Genomic DNA, 16922 nt, shown 5'->3' on the forward strand with positions numbered 1-16922 from the left:
CCTCAAGGGGGAAGATTGGCAGGTTCGCCAGTGGCGCTGACGCCTCGGAATGTTGCGGCAAGCTTGCGTGGCCAAAAGCTGATCGGCCGGCTCAGATCGTCTGCTTCTTGCCATCCCTGGTCGGCATCAGGTCGACGCCGTTGACCTTGCCGATATGCGTGGCCAGCATCGGCACATATTGGTCGGCGGGGCCGGCCGCGAAGGCGCCGGCGAAGGCGTTTTTGGTGGCGTTGCCGAGTGGGTTGGCGATGCCGGCAGCATCCGCCATCGATTCGAGATAGGTGAGATCCTTGAAGGCGTTGGCGATGCTGAATTTGTGCGCGTCGCGGTCGCCTTCCAGCGTCCAGCGCATGAAGGTCTGGTAGAAGCCGCAATCCATGCGGCCGTTGCGGATGACGCTGTCGAAGCGCGGCGGCGAGATGCCGACCTTCTGCGCCAGCGCCAGCGCCTCGGAATAGATCGCAGCGTAGCCGAGCGAAATGAAGTTGTTGAGCAGCTTCATGCGATGGCCGTCACCGGTGTCGCCGATATGGACGATGCGCCCGGCCCAGGTGTCGAGCACCGGCTTCAGCCGGGCAAAGACCGCGTCGGGCGCGCCGACCATGGCATCGAGCGTGCCTTCCCAGGCCTCCTTCGGGGTGCGGCTGAGCGGGGCATCGACATAGTCGACGCCGAGCGCCTTGAGTTCGGCGGCCAGCGCCACCGTCGAGACAGGATCCGAGGTCGAGCAGTCGACGGCGACCGATCCCGGCTTCAGGCCTTCCTTGAGGCCGCCTGGGCCGCGGATGATGGCTTCGACCTCGCGCGAGCCGGTGACGCAGATGAAGACGATATCGGATGCCGCGGCGACGTCGCGCGAGGTCGCCGCTTCCTTGGCGCCGCGGCCGAGCAGGTCTTCCGCCGGTGCGCGGTTCTTGCGGCCGAGAAACGTCAACGGATAGCCCTTGTCGACGATGTTCTTCGCTATGCCGTGCCCCATCAGGCCCAGCCCGATGAAGCCGATCTTTTCGCTCGCGGCGGTAGTGTTCATGTCGTTTCGTCCTATTTGCAGTGATGGATGACGGCGCTGCACCTTGCCGGCGAATTGTTGAAGCGGGTTTTTGCCGCATGCCGTGGCAGGCGATTGCAGAGTTCGATATTGTCTGACAATACACGTGAATTCCAGGGAGAGCAAAATGACGAAGCGGATCATGTTCACCGGCGGCAGCGGCAAGGCCGGGCGCCACGTCGTGCAGTATCTGGTCGAGCAGGGCTGCCAGGTGCTCAACATCGACACCAAGCCGCTCGACAATCCCAAGGTGCGCACGCTGATCACCGACATCACCGACAGCGGGCAGGTGTTCAACGCGCTGTCGAGCTATATCGGCCTGCATGAATTCGATCCGTCGCTGCGTTCGCAGCCGGTCGATGCCGTGGTGCATTTCGCGGCGATCCCGCGCATCATGATCACGCCCGACAACGAGGTGTTCCGCATCAACGCGCTCGGCACCTACAATGTCATCGAGGCCGCAGTGAAGCTCGGTATCCGCAAGGTGGTGATCGCATCCAGCGAGACGACCTACGGCCTGGTCTTCGCCAACGAACCGCGCAATCCGACGCATTTTCCGCTCGACGAGGAGTACGACGTCGATCCGATGGACAGCTACGCGCTGTCCAAGGTCGTCAACGAGAAGACCGCGCGGGCGTTTGCACAACGCGATGGCTCCGACATCTATGCCTTGCGCATCGGCAACGTCATCGAGCCGCATGAATATTCGCTGTTTCCGAAATGGTTCGCCGATCCGGGTTTCCGCAAGCGCATTGCCTGGAGCTATATCGACGCGCGCGACCTCGGCCAGATCACGCTGCGCGCCATCGAAAAGGACGGGCTCGGCTATCAGGTGTTCAACGCCGCCAATGACGACACCTCGTCCGACCTGCCGACAGCCGAACTGCTGAAGCGGTTTTACCCCGATGTGCCGGTCAAGGGCGAACTTGGCGAATACGAGACGCTGCTCTCCAACCGCAAGGCGCGCAACATGCTCGCCTTCCGGCCGGAACACAGCTGGCGGAAATATGTCAAGACGACCTGACGGGCGTACGTGATACGGAGCCGGCACTGGGCCAGCCCCGACGCGCAACGTTGAGAAGGCTCTGACTCAACCTCGAATTTGACATAGGCTATCTGCTGGCTGGTAATAACACGTTTCCCCCTTCGAGAGGAACGGTGCGGCCTGCGGGGAATTGTTGACTTTAAACGCAACTAACTCTATTCTGTATCGAGCGGTCGAAACCGGTCGGCTCGTCGCGCGGCCTGCACTTAACCAAGAGGTGGAGCCAAGCGGTTTCTGTATGTAACGCCAAATGTTTATAGAGGATTGGCTGGGAAGGATCCCGACTTAAGCCATTTGCCGATGGCGAAAATGGAAGAACTGATAGCAATTTTTTGTTTCGGTTGGTTCGTGACGGCAAGCCTCAAAGGAGACCCAGACGAGCGGGGGCCAGACATCGAACGATTGCATTCTGTTGACGAGGTCTGGGTAATTTGTGCGCGAAAGCCTAGGCATGTCCAAGTGCGTCTGTTCGGTAGGTTTCTCGACGCCGGGGTATTCATAGGTTTAGGACTGCATTGCCGACATTGGCTAGGGATCAAAAAGAACTATAGCGAAACCGTCGCTGGAATCCCCGATCTTTGGGGCAACACCATGGGTAATGCGCAACCTTTTCGTGCAGCAACGGCGTTAGAGTACGTGAAGGGAATATGTCGAGATGTGGATGAAAAAATCTAATAAGGTTTCCGACCAAGCGTTCGTTGAAGAGTTCGAACGCGGGATACTTCGTTCGGCTTTTGTGAGCGCCTTTTGGGCGGTCATTCAAGCCAGGAAAGCGGAAACGGGGCTCACCCTAAGTCAGCTTGCCGATCGCCTCGGAATTAACAAGTCTGCGGTCTCTCGCTGGTTTTCAGGAACAAAGCCGAACTGGGAAATAGACACTATCGCGGACCTCGCGACTGCCCTTGAGGTAGACGTAGAGGTTGTGGTCGTAGACAGAAAAATGAACCGTCGGTTTGGGCCTGCGGGCGAGATACAGCCGCTTACGCTCGGAGCGGGGACCACACTAAGTTCCGGGCAGCATTCCATCCTGCCGGGAACCGATGCCGTGAGTGCGGTGTCAATACGCCTTGAGGCAGCATGATTTTGAACCCCCATGCTAGCGTCGTGTTTTGCGATGACCTTCGACAGGAGGCCAACGGGAAGCAGCTGCACATAGGGGTCTATAATGATGCCGTTTTATTCGACGGACCTTTGCCGTGGGCATTGCCCACGGGGCTGTGGTGTCTGATTAAGTATCTTGAACCGTATCCAGAAACTTTGCCTACCCTCGCGATAAAAGTTCGTCTTGAATCCAAGGCCGGTGGGGTAGTTGATTTGATAGAAGCTCCAGTGCCGAAGACCGACATCATCCCCCAGAAAGGACCCCTCGAATTTGAGAAGGATACAGTCAAATTATTGGCCCTTAGCATGAACATTCAACTGTCAACCTTGGTCTTCCAAGAGCCTGCAAAACTCGTGGTCGTAGTCGTTCGGGACGGGGAGGAAATCTCAGCTGGCCGATTGCGCATCTCGCAGTTGAGTAGGGATGGAGCCGGCAACCCCATCCCCGCTGTTTAGGCCCAAAGGGGTCAAGGTTCTCCGATACTTCACTTGTTGAAGGGGCAATACCCTTGATCAATAAGTTCTGAGCCTAGCCCTCACTCGTTTCCTGCCGTGCGGCAATTAAGCTACTTGTCTTTCCAGAATTCGGCCTGGAGTTGCGCCGCCTCATCGGCAAGCAGCGGACCAACGACTTCAGTCGGACGCTGCCCAGCTTCGAAGACGATCCTGCAGGGCAGGTCGAGTGTAGGATTCTCGACATGTGCACCCGTCGATGCCTTGAGGTCATGTTCGCTCTGGCCAAAGACGACCCGTCCGATGCCCGCCCAATAGATTGTGCCGGAGCACATCGCGCAAGGTTCGGCCGAAGTGTAGAGTGTGCAGGAGGCCAGCTTTTCGAGACTGAAATTCATCCCCGCCCATGAGGCCAGCAGCCTTTCGGCATGAGCGGTGCGGTCGCCCCCGCCGGCTTTGTAAGCGTTGGGCTGCTCGCGCAAAACATTGCCGTCCTTGTCAGCGAGGAGCGAACCAAAGGGATGTTCGCCGGCATCGCGGGCCTTGCGCGCGACTTCGAACGCCTGACGGAGCAGGCGCTCATCATAGGGGCGTTGTGGCATCGGCGGATCCTCCGGCTATGCCGCTGGACCATAGTGCCGAACAATCCGCCGACACAAGTCGGCGGCCTAAAACGCGTCGCGTTCGACCGGCCTCATGCTACGCGCTTCAGGTTCTTGTTTTGATGCATGTCGTATCGCAAACCCGCTGCACACTTTTGAGCGACATGCATCAGGACTCGTTGCGATTGGGGCGTTGAGCCAGCCAGATGCTGCCGATGACGAAAACGACGCCGGCGATTTGAGGCAAGGTCAGTGTCTGATCCAGGAATACCCATCCAAGCAGCACGGCGGTCACCGGGCTGAGGAAAAGCAGCGATGACACCACTGCGGATTCCAGTCGCGCAATGCCCCGGAACCAGAGGACATAGGTCAGCGCCGCGCCGATCAGGCCGAGCCACGCCAGTCCAAGCAGGTTGGTGCCGGTCGGGAGCGGGATGGAAGGCTCGAAAAGCAGCGCCACCGGAACGAGAAGCAGACCGCCGGCGGTCAGTTGCCATGCCGTAAAGGTAAGCAGCGATACTGGCGGTTGCCACTTACGGGCCAATACGCTTCCGAAGGCCATGGAGGCCGCCCCGGCGAGGCCGGCGGCAACGCCGACCGCATCGAGGGTCGCGTTCGGGGTCAGCACCAGCAATGCAACACCGGCGATCCCGACAAGGGCAGCGACGATCGCTAACGGTCGGACAGCGCTGGCAAGCAGGGCAGCGGCAAGGAAAATCACGATCAACGGCTGGACCGACAGCACCGTCGCGGCGACCCCGCCCGGAAGCCGGTAGGCGGCGACAAACAACATGCTTAGGAAGATCGAGATGTTGAGGGCTCCGAGCACGAAACTGCGCAGCCACCAGATGCCCGTTGGCAGTTGCCGAACGATCGCCAGCAGCAGCAATCCGGCGGGCAAGGCACGCAGCATTGCGACCGTCATCGGCGAAAAGTTGGGCAGGAACTGGGTGGTGACGATATAGGTGCTGCCCCATATCGCGGGTGCAATGGCCGTAAGCAACAGATCGAAACGGCGCGTTTTCATAAGATTTCCAGTACTTCGGCAAGAGGGCGGCGCGGCTTTTGCGGCCAGTTGCCGGGCGCGGCGCGGCCGACCGCGATGAGCATCACCGGCACTTCATTCAGTCTAAGGCCAAACTCGCGGGCCACGCCGTCGGCATCGAAGCCTCCCATCGGACCAGCGACGAGCCCCAGCGCTTCGGCTGCAAAAATCAGCGTTGCAGCGCCAAGCGTTGCAGAGCGCACCGCTTCGTCGCGGGCTGCCCGAGGATCGGCATATTGGGCGCGGGCGCCTTCCTGCCAGCCCGAAGCCATATCCGCCGGCATGAAGCCGGCTTCGACGAAAGGACGCAGCCTTGCATTGAGGGCAGCGTGGTCGGGCAGTACGCCGCAGACGATGAAGGTGACCGCTGCTTCCTGCACCTTGGCCTGGCCATGGGCCACGCTGCGCAACCGCGCCTTTGCTTCCGGCGTCCGCACGGCGATGAACCGCCAATTCTGAAGGTTGTAGGCGGTTGGCGCGCGCGTTGCGAGACGTGCCAGTTCCTCAACCTCGGCATCCGTCAATGCGTACGAGGCATCGAACCGATTGGCCGACATGCGTCGCTCGATAAGGGAGATTGTGGGGTTGGTCATCATGTCATTCCGAAATTGAGAAAGCCGTTCGGGAAGCAGATATGGAATTTACCAACAGACGATAATATGTGACAATTGAAAGACATTGTTTACTGGAAGAGAATGGTGCAGTGGATCGCCTGACTGCGTTGCAGGTTTTCCGTCATGTGGCGGAACTGAACAGCTTTGCCGAAGCCGGACGGCGGCTCGGTCTCTCGCCTCCCGCGATCAGCAAGAACATCGCCGAGCTGGAGGCGCATCTGGGGGTGCGGCTCATCAACCGGACGACGCGGCGGATGGCCCTGACCGAAGAAGGCAGGATCTATCTGGAGCATGTCACGCAGGGGCTCGATGCGCTGGCCAGGGCCGACCAGGTCCTCGGCCCGATCAAGACGGCGCCGAGCGGCACGTTGCGGGTCAGCGCGCCGATGACTGTCACGTTGACGCGGCTTTCGGCTGCCATTCCCGCGTTTCTATCGCGCTATCCCGATTTGAAACTCGACCTGCATCTTGATGACAGGCGCGTCGATATCGTGCGGGAGGGATTTGACCTTGCCATTCGCGGCAGCGACAATCTCGAGGATTCCAGCCTGGTCGCCAGAAAGCTTGCGGTCATGCCGCACGTGCTTTGTGCAGCTCCTGCCTACTTCGAGCAGCACGGCCGGCCTCAAACGCCTGCCGATTTGAAGGCGGCCAACTGCATCCGGTTCAGCCTCTCGGGGCATGCGGACATATGGGAATTCCGCAAGGACGGCCGCAGCGAGCGGATCGCCATCGACGGACGATATTCGGTCTCCTCGAGCCTTGCCGTGCGCGATGCGCTGCGCGCCGGCTTCGGCGTCAGCCTGATCCCCTATCCCTATGTCGAAAGCGACCTGAAAGCAGGCCGGCTGCAATCGGCTCTGGATGACTGGGACAAGGTCGAAACCACACTCTACGCGGTCTATCCGGCACGGCAGCATCTTGCCCCGAAAATCCGCGTCTTCCTTGATTTCCTGATCGAGGAATTCAGTCGGGACAAAGAGAAGCCGTTCGTGCCTCCCCGGCGTGAACGCCCGGCAACGCGCGGTGTCGGCGAGGCGACGGATACGGAAAATCAAACCGAGATATTGCCGTCGATTTCATCTCCTTGACACGCCTCCAAATCCGGACTTTGTGGGGCCATGCAGGACGCGAAGCCGAATAAGGGAAAGACAGCGGCCGAGGCGTTCGCCGAACGCACGAGCGGTATTCGCCGCGCCGATGCGGCGCGCATGCCGGGGTCGAGCGTGCATGCGTCGCTGGCCAACGAAATCGGGCTGAGGATCGTGCGCGGCGACTATCCGCCGGGAACCATCCTGCCCAACGAAGCCAAATGGTCCGAGACCTTCGACGTCAGCCGCTCGGCGGTGCGCGAAGCCATCAAGATGCTGATGGCGAAGAGCCTTTTGTCGTCACGTCCCAAAATCGGCAGCTGGGTCGAGCCGAAGGAGCGCTGGAACCTGCTCGATCGCGACGTGCTGGCCTGGTACGCGACCTCGCCGGACCGCGAGGTGTTTCTCAGGACGGTGCAGGAATTCCGCCACATCATCGAGCCGGAGGCCAGCGCCTTTGCCGCGATGCGGCGCACCGACGAGCAGATGGCCGAGATCAGCCAGGCCTGTCGCGAAATGGGCGAAGCGACCAACCTGCAGGAGCGAACGCGCGCCGACACGCGGTTTCATCTCGCCATCCTGCGCGCCTCGGGCAACGATCTGCTGGTGCCGCTCGGCGTGCTGATCGAATCGGCGTTCGATCATCTGTTCGCTTTTACGACCCGGGAACTCGACGATTTGCAGCATGCGCAGAGGCTGCATGAGGCAATCGAGAAGAGCATCCGCCTGCAGCGGCCGGACGCGGCACGCAATGCAGTGCGCAAGCTGCTGGCCAATACCGACGGCGTCATCAAGTCCAGGTAGCCGCCGTTCGGCTCCCGGTTTGAGTGTTCAGTCGAACGGTCCGGTCGCGAGATGCCGCCGGGTCAGCCCGAGCAGCAAGGCCTGATCGCGGGCGGCGTGTTCGGGCGGGTTGACGACGGGGTCGCCATTGACGATCGCCGCCCAGAAGCCACGCATCTCCTCGACGAAGGCTTCCGCGTAGCCGGCGCGCAAATCTTTCTTCGACAGCGTGTGACCGTGCGAGGTCGTCACCGTCAGCCGGGTCGGATGATGGTTGAGCCAGGGCGAGGGGAATTCGAGCTCCAGGCTGGCATCGTCGAAGAACAGCGTGATCCGCTCCTTGTAGTCGGCGAGCTTAGGTACGGTAAGATGGGTCATGGTCCACAGCGCCTGTCCGTCCAGCAGCTTGACGGCGCCCTGGCCGCCGTCGCCATTGGCAAAGATCTGCGCGCCGACGATCTCGCCGTCCGGCACGCCGAGCGCATCGAGCAGGCCGTGAACGGCATTGACATCGTGAATCAAGGCCGAGCTGTAAGCGCCGGTAAATCCACGGAAAGCGAGATCAGTGAAAGGCACGCCAATGGCTTGTTCGACCTGGCGCTTCTGCTTGGCGGCGACAGCGGCGACCATGTCCTTCGGGATATCGGTGCCGCGCCTGTAGGGCAGGTGGGCGATGAACGGCCAGGCGTCGGGATCGTTCACTTCCACCGAGACCGAGCGCAGCGTGCTCGATGTCCCCGGCAGCGAAGCGAGCGCCAGCCGGTAGCTCGGATCGAAGCGCTTCATGTAGCCGACTTGCATGATTTTCCTGGCGGCATCGCGCGCGGCGACGATCTCGGCGATTTCCGCCAGGGAATAGCAGAGCGGCTTTTCGCAAAAGACATGCAGGCCGCGCGCCAGCGCCGCCAGCACCTGTTCGTGATGCAATGGGTCCGGCGAGCCGATCACTACCGCGTCGAGGCGCTGGTCGAAGAGCTGGTCGATCGTTTCGAAATTGGCGATGCCATGGGTGTCAGTGACGAACTGCCGTGAAATCCTGGAGGGGTCGGCGACGCCGACCAGCTCGAACAATTCACCGAGGCGCAGCAGATTGGGAATATGCTCGACCTGCGAGATCATGCCGGCGCCGACGACCCCGACGCGTAACCTGCTCATGCCATCATCCCCGCGATGTCCGATTGTCAGCTCAAGCCGCCGCAGGCGGCCGGTTGCCGATCTGGGCGAGCAGGCCGGCAATCTCCGCCTCGACCGCCTTCAGATCCTCGCCACCCGACATGATCGAGATGACCTCGTCGCGCGAGATGTCCGATTTGGCGTAGGTACCGCGATTGCGGCCGCGGTTGAGCAGCGTGAAGGTGTCGCCGACCGGATAGGCATGGTGGATGTTGTGGCTGATGAAGATCACGGCCAGGCCCCGCATGCGTGCTTCGATGATGAACTTCAGCACCATCGCCGCCTGGTGGACGCCGAGTGCCGAGGTCGGCTCGTCAAGGATCAGCACGCGCGCGCCAAAATGCACGGCGCGGGCGATCGCCACCGACTGGCGCTCGCCGCCCGACAGCGTGCCGACGGCTTGCGTCGGGTCGCGCACATCGATGCCGATATCGGCCATTGCCTGCCTGGCGATAGTGTTGGCGCGCTCCTTGTCGATGCGCGAGAAGGGCAGGCTGCTTTTGGTCGGTTCGCGGCCGAGGAAGAAGTTGCGGGTGATCGACATCAGCGAGATCATGCCGAGGTCCTGGAACACCGTTGCCACGCCGAGCTCCTGCGCGTCGCGCGGGCTGCGGAAGGTGACCGTCTTGCCGTCGACCAGGATTTCGCCTTTGCTCGGCCGGTAGACGCCGGACAGAACCTTGATCAGCGTCGACTTGCCGGCGCCGTTGTCGCCGAGCAGGCAGTGGACCTCGCCCGGATAGACCTTGATGTCGATGTCCTGGAGCGCGCGCACCGAGCCGAAATTGACGCTGACGCCGCGCAGTTCCATTGCGGGTTCGGTCATTTGGGCCCGCTCGGTCATTTGCCACCTCCGCGGCCGAGCGCCTTCAGCCTGATGTAGTTGTTGACCAGCACGGCCATCAGGATGACGATGCCGAGGAAGACCTTGAACCAGTCGGTGTCGATGCCGGTGTAGAAGATGCCCATCTGCACCAGCCCGAAGATCAGCGCGCCGAACAGCACACCATAGACTGTGCCGTAGCCGCCGGTGAGCAGCACGCCGCCGATGACGGCGGCGATGATCGCCTCGAACTCCTTGAGCAGGCCGCGCGTGGTGTCGGCGGAGCCCGCCTCCATCACCTGGATGGTGGCAAGCAGCGTCGCCGCGCAAGCGGTGTAGACGAACAGGCTGATCTTGACGCGATCGACCGGCACGCCGACGTTGCGAGCTGCGATCAGGTCGCCACCGGTGGCGAAGATCCAGTTGCCGTATTTCGTCTGGGTGAGCACGTAGCCGGCCAGCGCCGTCAGGCCAAGCCACCAGACGATCGACATCGGAATGCCGGCGACGAAGGGAATGCCGTCGCTGCGGGTGCCGATCCAGCCTTGCGCGCCCATCCAGTGGAACAGGCCGGTGAGCAGATGGCCGTTGAAAATGCCGGCCGTCGCCGGGTCCGGTACGCCTTCGAGGATGTAGGGAATTTGGGTGCGGCCGGTGACGGCGCGGGTGATGCCGATCGACAGTCCGCGCAGGATATAGAGCGTGGCGAGCGTGACGATGAAGGAGGGCAGGCGCGTCTTCACCACGATCAGGCCGTTGAGATAGCCGGTGAGGATGGCAACGGCGAAGGCGCAGGCGATACCGCCCCATAGCGGCAGGCCCCAGTACTTCACAGTCAGCCCGATGACGACACCGGCAAAGCCGACCATGGAGCCAACCGAAAGGTCGAACTCGCCGGCGATGATGAGAAGTGCTGCTGCCGTGGCGACGATGCCGAGCTCCGCCGACAGCGTCAGGAAGGTCATCGACCCCTGCAGCGAATAGAGGTTCGCTGCGCCCGGCAGCAGCGCAAAGATGATGATCGTCGCAAGCAGCCCGCCGGCAGCACCGGCTTCCGGCCGGCGCAGCCACTGGGTCAGCTTGCCGGTGCTGGCCAGCCGCTCGTCGGCGCCGGCGGCCCGCTTCGACGTCATGCCGAAGCGGTCGGTCGCCTTCAGTTCGCCCGGAGGTATCGCCTTGTCTTCCACGACCGCCATTAGGCTCTCCAATCGCTCAATTCGCAATCTTCGAACGGATCGGGAGAGCGCCTGGCGCATTCTCCCGTTCCGTCGGAGTGCTGGCCTAGCGGATGCCCTCTTTGGCGAGGGCCAGGATCGCCTTGGCTTTTTCGGGCGAGTCGATGAACAGCGGCCCGGTATAGGCGTTGTTCTGCGGCCAGAAGCCGTGCGTCGCCTGCTCGACCAGATAGATCACCGGCAGATAGCCCATCAGATATTGCTGGGCATCCATACCGAAGCCCATTTCGCCGGCGACGACAGAGTCGAGGACCTCCGGGCTGATGTCGAAAGTGTAGAGCTTGAGCTTGCCGAACAGTTCCTTGTCGCGGAACATCGGGATCAGCGGATTGGCGGCGGTGGCACCAAGCGCAAAGACGGCTTGGGTGTCGGGATGCGCCGACAGATAGGCTTCGGTGCGGCGCTGGATGTCGGCCGGATCGGGCGCCACGGCCAGAACCTCGGTGCCGCCGCCGGATGGCTTCAGCCCGTCATTGAGGCCCTGGCAGCGCTGGTCGAGGCTGACATTGCCGACCTCGTGGTTGATGCAGACGACCTTGAGTGTGCCTCCCTTGGCCAGCCGCTCGCCGGCCTTCTTGCCGGAATCATATTCGGAAACGGTGCCGACATAGAGCGTGGTGCCGAGCTCGGCGCCTTCCTTCTCGCCGGAATCCAGAACCACCATCGGAATATTGGCGGCAAGCCCGGATTTGACGGACTTGCCGAGTGCATTGGCGTCGGCGATGGAGACCGCGATGCCGTCCGGCTTGGTGGCGATGGCGGCGTCCAGAAGCCGGGCCTGCTCGACCACGTCGAAGACCTGCGGCGCGTAATATTCGACCTTGGCGCCGGTGAGGGCGGCCGCGTCATCGACGCCGCGCTTGACCACCGACCAATAGGGATCGGACGCCGACCCATGCACGACGAACGTGATGTGGACGTCCTTCGGATCCTTGAGGCCCGCGGCATATGCAATGCCTGTCATCAGGCCCGCCGTGACGAAGGCGCCCAATGCCGCTTTCAGAAGAGTTTTCATCTTATTCTCCCATTTGTCGTTGCAGTTCCAATCCCTCTGGCGCCGTTTTCCGGCCGCGACGATCGGCTCACGTCGCGGATCGGGTGGCCGCTTTGCGGGCCTTTGCCGACGTCAATCGCTGTTCGCCCGCGTTGTTGCGGGCTGATGTTGACGATCGCCCGGCCGAGAGTGCTGCGCGAAGCTCCTCGCGCAACGGCTTCATGCCGATGACATCGATCGGCTGTGCGGCGAGCCAGTCGCGAAAGCCCTGGTCGCGGAACAGCTCGTACTCTTCGGTGCGGATATAGGCGGAGCGCGGCTCGATCAGCTCGAGTTCACCGGGCGCGTTGCAATGCAGGCAAAAGAAAGTCAGGCCCTCGCGCACACCCTCGATGAGCGCTTTGTAAACGGGCTCGATCGGCCTGGAGCGCGGCCGGCCCCAGGTCGTCTGGATGGCGGCGTCGAAAATGGCAAAGCCGCCGGCGCGGGCCAGCGCCACGCCGCGCTGGAACGCCTCCTCGGTGACGCCGACCAGATTGTCGTTGGGGGAATAAGCGGACAGGGTCTTGGTCAGCAGCACGGGCAGCTGATATTCGAGCCCGAGCTTGATGTAGATGTCGCAAAATTCGGGCGACAATGCTGCGCCCATATGCGCGTCGAGGTGGGTGACGTCGATGCCGGCGCGATAGGCGGTGTCGATCTGGGCGCGAAGCTCGGCCTCGACCGCCTGCGGCACCGCCTTGCGGCGCGTGGTCGCCACGTCGGGCCATAAGAAGCCGAACTCGTCGGTCAGGCCGGCCGCCCGCGACGGCGCGGTCAGCGGCCGCCATTTGTAGTGCTGTTTCTCGCTGTTCAGCGTCAGGTGGACGCCAAGGTCAAGGCCAGGGTTGGCTGCGGCGCTTTCGGCCATTTCGAGGAACCACGGGCACGGCACCATCACCGCGCCGGAACTGCAGACACCTAGCCCGTTCAATTCGAGAAAGGCGCTGTTGGCGCCGTGGCACATGCCGACATCGTCCTCGTGGAGCACGATCCGTTTGCTGGAGCCGGCGGCGTTCACGAATGTCGGCCTTTCCGCCGGCGCGCCGGTCTCGAGGGTCTTCCAAAGTGTGTCCCGTATTTCATGGAACCAACCGTTTGCCCAACTGGCCGGAATGGAACGCCGAAAGCTGGCTTTCCGACAGGGCCACTTTGGCGAATTCGGATGGGTACGATTTGCCTGCCGGCTGAGACACTTAGCTGCCGATTTCCCCAATCAGGGTTCAAAACCACTCATAGGAACCGTCTTCCGGGCGCAGATGGCTTGGTCGAATAGCGGCGGAGTGGTTCTTCCAAACTGTGCCCACAAGCCTACAGCTGTCCACACCATCAAGCGACCCACATTACCAAGTGACCCAAACTACCAAGTAACTTGGAGGCCTGCCATGTACACCGCCGGCGAAGAGGAAATCGAAGCCATTGCCAGGGTGATCCGCTCGGGCGCGCTGTTTCGTTACGGCAAGGACAGCGAATGCGACCGCTTCGAGGCCCGCTATGCGCAGCATCTTGGCGTCGAGCATTTCGCACTGGCCGCCAGCGGCACCTATGGGCTCGCGGCCGGCCTGATCGGGCTCGGCATCGGTCCGGGGGACGAGGTCCTGGTGCCCGCGCACACCTATATGGCGACAGCGACCGCGGTGCTGTCGGTCGGGGCCATTCCCGTCATCGTCGACATCGACGAGAGCCTGACCATCGATCCCGTCGCCTTGCGCGATGCCATCGGGCCGCGCACCAGGGCGGTCATCCCGGTGCATATGTGGGGCGCGGCCTGCAACATGAATGCGATCATGGACATTGCTGCCAAGCGCGGCTTGCTGGTGCTCGAGGATGTCTGCCAAGGCATCGGCGGCGGCTATGAGGGCCGCAAGCTCGGCTCGATCGGCCATGCCGGCGCCTATTCCTTCAACTACTTCAAGAACATGACCTCGGGCGAGGGCGGCGGCATTGCCACCAGCGACCCGAAAGTGGCGGAGCGGGCGCGCTGCGCCATCGACCCTTGCCATTTCTACTGGCAGGGCAGAAGCGACAGCATCAAACCCTTCGCCGGCATCGGCGCGCGTGCTTCCGAACTGATGGGAGCGATGCTCAACGTCCAACTCGATCGACTGGACGGCATCATCGAGGCGATGCGCGCCGAGAAGAAGATGGTGCTGGCCGGCACCCGCCATCTCGGCAATCTCGGTCTGACACCGTCGCCGATGAACAGCCCGGACGACGATTGCGCCGCACAGGTGATGTACCTACTGCCGAGCGAGCAGGCGGCGCAGACTTTTTCGAAGACCATTCCGAGCGTCGTTGCCGGCAAGACCGGCCGTCACAATTTCACCCAGTGGGACCAGGTGCTGATGCATGAAGGGGCGCATCATCCGGCGCTCAATCCTTATGCATTGCCCGAGAACCAGGACCTGCGGCTGGATTACGCCGACGATCTCGGCAAGCGCTCGCTCGACATCCTCAATCGCACGGTGATGATCGCCATGAACCCGGCGCATGACGATACCGATATTCAGGACATGATCCACAACATCGACGCGGCGGCGCGGGTGGCGCTGGAAAATGCTTCGCTGGATGATGTCGAATTGCGCAAAGCGGCACCGGTTGATCTGCAGAAGTTCGACAGTGTGAACTAGACCAGTTCCGACGCGGTTTGCTACCCTGCGGCCGAGTTCCTTGTCCGGCGGCCGGGCGAGGATTCCGGCCGGCATAACCGGTCGTCAAAAAATCCGCAGGCCCGTGTCGGATAGGCCGGGCTCCCGCTCGTCCTAGGGGCATCGATCACCAACACGGAGGATTACGATATGCCCGGCACCGTACGTCTGCACCGCGTTCTGACAACCAGCCCGGAGAAAGTCTACCGCGCGTTCCTCGAAGCGGATGCACTTGCGAAATGGCTTCCGCCGAACGGCTTCACCTGCACGGTTCATCACTTCGAGGCGAAAGTCGGCGGTACGTTCAAAATGTCCTTCCGCAACTTCACCACCGGCGACAGCCACTCGTTCGGCGGCGAATATGTCGAGCTCGTGCCCAATGAGCAGCTGCGCTACACCGACCGGTTCGACGACCCCAACCTGCCCGGCGAGATCGAGGTGACTGTGACATTGAAGAAAGTGTCGGTCGGCACCGATGTGAATATCACGCAGGCCGGTATTCCAGACGCCATCCCGGTTGAGGCCTGCTATCTCGGCTGGCAGGAGTCGCTGCGAAATCTGGCGAAGCTCGTCGAACCCGAGATCAAGCAGTAGGGTAAGCGCGCGCGGCTGATCCATGGGGGCGATCTCTTCGCCCCAAGAGATTGAAGCGGGCGCTGCCTTGGCTGCATCGGCGTCGCTAGCCGGGATCCTAGGGATTCCCGATCTTGCCAGGCAACATGCGCCGGCGCCGGAAAGCCCGGATTGGGGAAGCCTGGCTCTAGCTTCTGTCCAACCTTAGGAACGCGGCGCGCAGCGCCAGCACCGCGCGCAGGATCTGGCGTTCGTCCATTGCCGCATAGCCGAGCAGCAGGCCGTGCTCGGGTTCTGTGGAATGGTAGTTGATCGAGATGCCCTGGACGTCGAGCCCCTCCTTGACGGCGGCGGCGACCACGTCGCTGTCCTTGTAGGGCCTGACGAAGCTCGCCAGCAGCTGCATGCCGGAATCGTTTTCCGTGACGGTCAGCCATTCCGCCAGATGCTCCTGGCACAGCTTGACGAAGTTCGCCTGCCGGCGCGCGTAGAGCCGGCGCATGCGTTTGAGGTGCGTGGCGAAATAGCCCTGCGTGATGAAATCGTTGACCGTTGCCTGCAGGATCAGCGGCGCGAACTGGCCGGTGATGCTCACCGCCCGGTCGAACGGCACCGACAGTTCGCGCGGCACGATCAGATAGCCGATGCGCAGCGCCGGGATCAGCGTCTTGCCGAAGCTGCCGATATAGACGACGCGGTCGGCATGATCGAGCCCGCGCAGCGCCGGCACCGGCCGGCCGCGGAACCGGTATTCGCCGTCATAGTCATCCTCGACGATCCAGGCGCCGTTGCGTTCGGCGATGTCGAGCAACTGCAATCGCTCCTCGATGCGCATGATGGTGCCGAACGGCCATTGGCAGGATGGCGTCACATAGATCAGCCGCGGCGGCGGCAGCTCCGGATCGGCAAGATGCCAACCGCGCCGGTCGACCTTCAACGGTGCCAGCCTGGCGCCGCTGGCGAGAAAGGCGCTCTTGGCGCCGAGATAGCCGGGCTCCTCCATCCAGACATGGTCGCCTTCGTCCATCAGCACGCGCGAGACGAGATCGAGCGCTGCCTGCGCACCGGTGACGATGATCACCTGGTCGGCGGTGCAGCTGATGCCGCGCGACAGGCCGATGGTCGAGGCAATGGCCTGACGCAGGCCGGGGTGGCCGGCAAAGGAGAGATAACCAAGCAGGCTCTCGTCGCGGCTGCGTGCATTGCGCACCAGAAGGCTTGACCAGATGGTGAATGGAAACGACGCCGTTTCAGGCACGCCGGGATGGAAATTGATGACGCCGGCATTACGCGGCGGTTGCGGGCCGTTGACGATGGTCTGACCGCGCCGCGACAGTTTTTGCGGCGCTGCCAGTCCGGCGCGCAGCGATGCCAAGGGACGGTTCTGCTGGATCGGCGCTACCCAGGTGCCCGATCCGGCGCGCGCCTCGATAAAACCTTCGGCAAGGAGCTGGTCATAGGCGGCGATGACCGTGTTGCGCCCGACCTTGAGGTCTTCGGCCAGCGAGCGCGTCGACGGCAGCAGCGTGTTCTGCGGGATTTGGCCGTCAAGGATGAAGCGTCGCAAGGCGCCGTAGATCTGACGATGCATCGGTTCTTCCGAAGCGCGGTCGACCGACATGATGTCGAGGGAAAGGCGCATGTGGTCGGCCAAG

The 16922-nt window shown here is 62.3% G+C and carries 18 protein-coding genes; 8 read left to right on the top strand and 10 right to left on the bottom strand.

Features of this window, described 5'->3' with window-relative positions; translation table 11 throughout:
- Positions 1-91: 91 nt before the first annotated feature.
- Positions 92-1030, bottom strand: coding sequence for an NAD(P)-dependent oxidoreductase (locus NKI50_RS16965; protein ID WP_352641212.1), 939 nt, complete (start codon positions 1028-1030; stop codon positions 92-94).
- Between the two features lie 145 nt (positions 1031-1175).
- Here NKI50_RS16965 and NKI50_RS16970 point away from each other — a divergent pair, with 145 nt between their 5' ends.
- From NKI50_RS16970 to NKI50_RS16985, 4 genes are all read left to right on the top strand, one after another.
- The gene (locus NKI50_RS16970) at positions 1176-2072 is read left to right on the top strand and encodes an NAD-dependent epimerase/dehydratase family protein (protein WP_352717160.1); all 897 of its coding nucleotides are present in this window, start codon (positions 1176-1178) and stop codon (positions 2070-2072) included.
- 330 nt (positions 2073-2402) lie between these two features.
- Positions 2403-2768, top strand: coding sequence for a hypothetical protein (locus NKI50_RS16975; RefSeq protein ID WP_156948174.1), 366 nt, complete (start codon positions 2403-2405; stop codon positions 2766-2768).
- Complete coding sequence (locus NKI50_RS16980; RefSeq protein ID WP_031194604.1) at positions 2749-3174, top strand: helix-turn-helix domain-containing protein; 426 nt, start codon at positions 2749-2751, stop codon at positions 3172-3174. Before NKI50_RS16975 ends, NKI50_RS16980 begins: the two co-directional genes overlap by 20 nt.
- On the top strand, positions 3171-3650 hold the full coding sequence (locus NKI50_RS16985) for a hypothetical protein (protein ID WP_023721252.1): 480 nt from the start codon (positions 3171-3173) through the stop codon (positions 3648-3650). The genes NKI50_RS16980 and NKI50_RS16985 overlap by 4 nt, the downstream gene beginning before the upstream one ends.
- A 110-nt stretch (positions 3651-3760) precedes the next feature.
- Here the strand turns inward: NKI50_RS16985 and NKI50_RS16990 are convergent, their stop codons facing one another.
- The 3 genes from NKI50_RS16990 to NKI50_RS17000 all read right to left on the bottom strand — a co-directional run bounded on the left by NKI50_RS16990 (position 3761) and on the right by NKI50_RS17000 (position 5851).
- Complete coding sequence (locus NKI50_RS16990) at positions 3761-4249, bottom strand: nucleoside deaminase (RefSeq protein ID WP_023721251.1); 489 nt, start codon at positions 4247-4249, stop codon at positions 3761-3763.
- Positions 4250-4418: 169 nt separating this feature from the next.
- Positions 4419-5276, bottom strand: coding sequence for an EamA family transporter (locus NKI50_RS16995; protein ID WP_352641208.1), 858 nt, complete (start codon positions 5274-5276; stop codon positions 4419-4421).
- Entirely contained in the window at positions 5273-5851 is a 579-nt protein-coding gene (locus NKI50_RS17000; RefSeq protein ID WP_352717163.1) for a nitroreductase family protein, read from the bottom strand. The genes NKI50_RS16995 and NKI50_RS17000 overlap by 4 nt, the downstream gene beginning before the upstream one ends.
- Before the next feature lie 146 nt (positions 5852-5997).
- Here NKI50_RS17000 and NKI50_RS17005 point away from each other — a divergent pair, with 146 nt between their 5' ends.
- Together NKI50_RS17005 and NKI50_RS17010 are read left to right on the top strand one after the other, a co-directional pair.
- Positions 5998-6999, top strand: coding sequence for a LysR family transcriptional regulator (locus tag NKI50_RS17005; protein WP_352641205.1), 1002 nt, complete (start codon positions 5998-6000; stop codon positions 6997-6999).
- A 30-nt stretch (positions 7000-7029) separates the two neighbouring features.
- Positions 7030-7803: a FadR/GntR family transcriptional regulator gene (locus NKI50_RS17010; RefSeq protein ID WP_023721247.1), complete on the top strand. Its 774-nt coding sequence runs from the start codon at positions 7030-7032 to the stop codon at positions 7801-7803.
- A 27-nt stretch (positions 7804-7830) separates the two neighbouring features.
- On the opposite strand, the gene NKI50_RS17015 is transcribed toward NKI50_RS17010, so the two are convergent.
- The 5 genes from NKI50_RS17015 to NKI50_RS17035 all read right to left on the bottom strand — a co-directional run bounded on the left by NKI50_RS17015 (position 7831) and on the right by NKI50_RS17035 (position 13067).
- Positions 7831-8937 (bottom strand): Gfo/Idh/MocA family protein, encoded by a 1107-nt coding sequence (locus NKI50_RS17015; protein ID WP_352641203.1) that lies wholly within the window; start codon positions 8935-8937, stop codon positions 7831-7833.
- A gap of 31 nt (positions 8938-8968) precedes the next feature.
- Positions 8969-9781 carry an ATP-binding cassette domain-containing protein gene (locus NKI50_RS17020; RefSeq protein ID WP_352481568.1) on the bottom strand — a complete coding sequence of 271 codons (813 nt, stop codon included), beginning with the start codon at positions 9779-9781 and terminating at the stop codon, positions 8969-8971.
- A 14-nt stretch (positions 9782-9795) separates the two neighbouring features.
- Complete coding sequence (locus NKI50_RS17025) at positions 9796-10911, bottom strand: ABC transporter permease (protein ID WP_352547088.1); 1116 nt, start codon at positions 10909-10911, stop codon at positions 9796-9798.
- A gap of 148 nt (positions 10912-11059) precedes the next feature.
- A complete protein-coding gene (locus NKI50_RS17030; RefSeq protein ID WP_352641201.1) occupies positions 11060-12028 on the bottom strand; it encodes a rhizopine catabolism ABC transporter substrate-binding protein in 969 nt (322 codons plus the stop codon).
- Between the two features lie 67 nt (positions 12029-12095).
- Positions 12096-13067, bottom strand: coding sequence for a polysaccharide deacetylase family protein (locus tag NKI50_RS17035; protein ID WP_352641199.1), 972 nt, complete (start codon positions 13065-13067; stop codon positions 12096-12098).
- A gap of 364 nt (positions 13068-13431) precedes the next feature.
- On the opposite strand from NKI50_RS17035, the gene NKI50_RS17040 reads away from it, so the two are divergent.
- Together NKI50_RS17040 and NKI50_RS17045 are read left to right on the top strand one after the other, a co-directional pair.
- Positions 13432-14676, top strand: a complete 1245-nt coding sequence (locus NKI50_RS17040; protein ID WP_352641197.1) for a DegT/DnrJ/EryC1/StrS family aminotransferase — start codon at positions 13432-13434, stop codon at positions 14674-14676.
- 168 nt (positions 14677-14844) lie between these two features.
- Positions 14845-15288: an SRPBCC family protein gene (locus tag NKI50_RS17045; protein WP_352495776.1), complete on the top strand. Its 444-nt coding sequence runs from the start codon at positions 14845-14847 to the stop codon at positions 15286-15288.
- Positions 15289-15454: 166 nt separating this feature from the next.
- Here the strand turns inward: NKI50_RS17045 and mocR are convergent, their stop codons facing one another.
- Positions 15455-16921 carry a rhizopine catabolism transcriptional regulator MocR gene (gene mocR, locus NKI50_RS17050; protein WP_245274662.1) on the bottom strand — a complete coding sequence of 489 codons (1467 nt, stop codon included), beginning with the start codon at positions 16919-16921 and terminating at the stop codon, positions 15455-15457.
- Between the last annotated feature and the right edge of the window lies 1 nt (position 16922).

The sequence above is a fragment of the Mesorhizobium sp. M0563 genome, assembly GCF_040321065.1.
Lineage (GTDB): Bacteria > Pseudomonadota > Alphaproteobacteria > Rhizobiales > Rhizobiaceae > Mesorhizobium.

What these genes read in the sequence shown, in the direction of transcription:
- NKI50_RS16970 (WP_352717160.1), top strand. Translation starts at nt 1,176, where the DNA reads ATGACGAAGCGGATCATGTTCACCGGCGGCAGCGGCAAGGCCGGGCGC.
- NKI50_RS16965 (WP_352641212.1), bottom strand. Translation starts at nt 1,030, where the DNA reads ATGAACACTACCGCCGCGAGCGAAAAGATCGGCTTCATCGGGCTGGGC.
- NKI50_RS16980 (WP_031194604.1), top strand. Translation starts at nt 2,749, where the DNA reads ATGTGGATGAAAAAATCTAATAAGGTTTCCGACCAAGCGTTCGTTGAA.
- NKI50_RS17010 (WP_023721247.1), top strand. Translation starts at nt 7,030, where the DNA reads ATGCAGGACGCGAAGCCGAATAAGGGAAAGACAGCGGCCGAGGCGTTC.
- NKI50_RS16990 (WP_023721251.1), bottom strand. Translation starts at nt 4,249, where the DNA reads ATGCCACAACGCCCCTATGATGAGCGCCTGCTCCGTCAGGCGTTCGAA.
- NKI50_RS17000 (WP_352717163.1), bottom strand. Translation starts at nt 5,851, where the DNA reads ATGTCGGCCAATCGGTTCGATGCCTCGTACGCATTGACGGATGCCGAG.
- NKI50_RS17045 (WP_352495776.1), top strand. Translation starts at nt 14,845, where the DNA reads ATGCCCGGCACCGTACGTCTGCACCGCGTTCTGACAACCAGCCCGGAG.
- NKI50_RS16995 (WP_352641208.1), bottom strand. Translation starts at nt 5,276, where the DNA reads ATGAAAACGCGCCGTTTCGATCTGTTGCTTACGGCCATTGCACCCGCG.
- NKI50_RS17040 (WP_352641197.1), top strand. Translation starts at nt 13,432, where the DNA reads ATGTACACCGCCGGCGAAGAGGAAATCGAAGCCATTGCCAGGGTGATC.
- NKI50_RS17020 (WP_352481568.1), bottom strand. Translation starts at nt 9,781, where the DNA reads ATGACCGAACCCGCAATGGAACTGCGCGGCGTCAGCGTCAATTTCGGC.
- NKI50_RS17015 (WP_352641203.1), bottom strand. Translation starts at nt 8,937, where the DNA reads ATGAGCAGGTTACGCGTCGGGGTCGTCGGCGCCGGCATGATCTCGCAG.
- NKI50_RS16975 (WP_156948174.1), top strand. Translation starts at nt 2,403, where the DNA reads ATGGAAGAACTGATAGCAATTTTTTGTTTCGGTTGGTTCGTGACGGCA.
- NKI50_RS17025 (WP_352547088.1), bottom strand. Translation starts at nt 10,911, where the DNA reads ATGACGTCGAAGCGGGCCGCCGGCGCCGACGAGCGGCTGGCCAGCACC.
- NKI50_RS17030 (WP_352641201.1), bottom strand. Translation starts at nt 12,028, where the DNA reads ATGAAAACTCTTCTGAAAGCGGCATTGGGCGCCTTCGTCACGGCGGGC.
- NKI50_RS16985 (WP_023721252.1), top strand. Translation starts at nt 3,171, where the DNA reads ATGATTTTGAACCCCCATGCTAGCGTCGTGTTTTGCGATGACCTTCGA.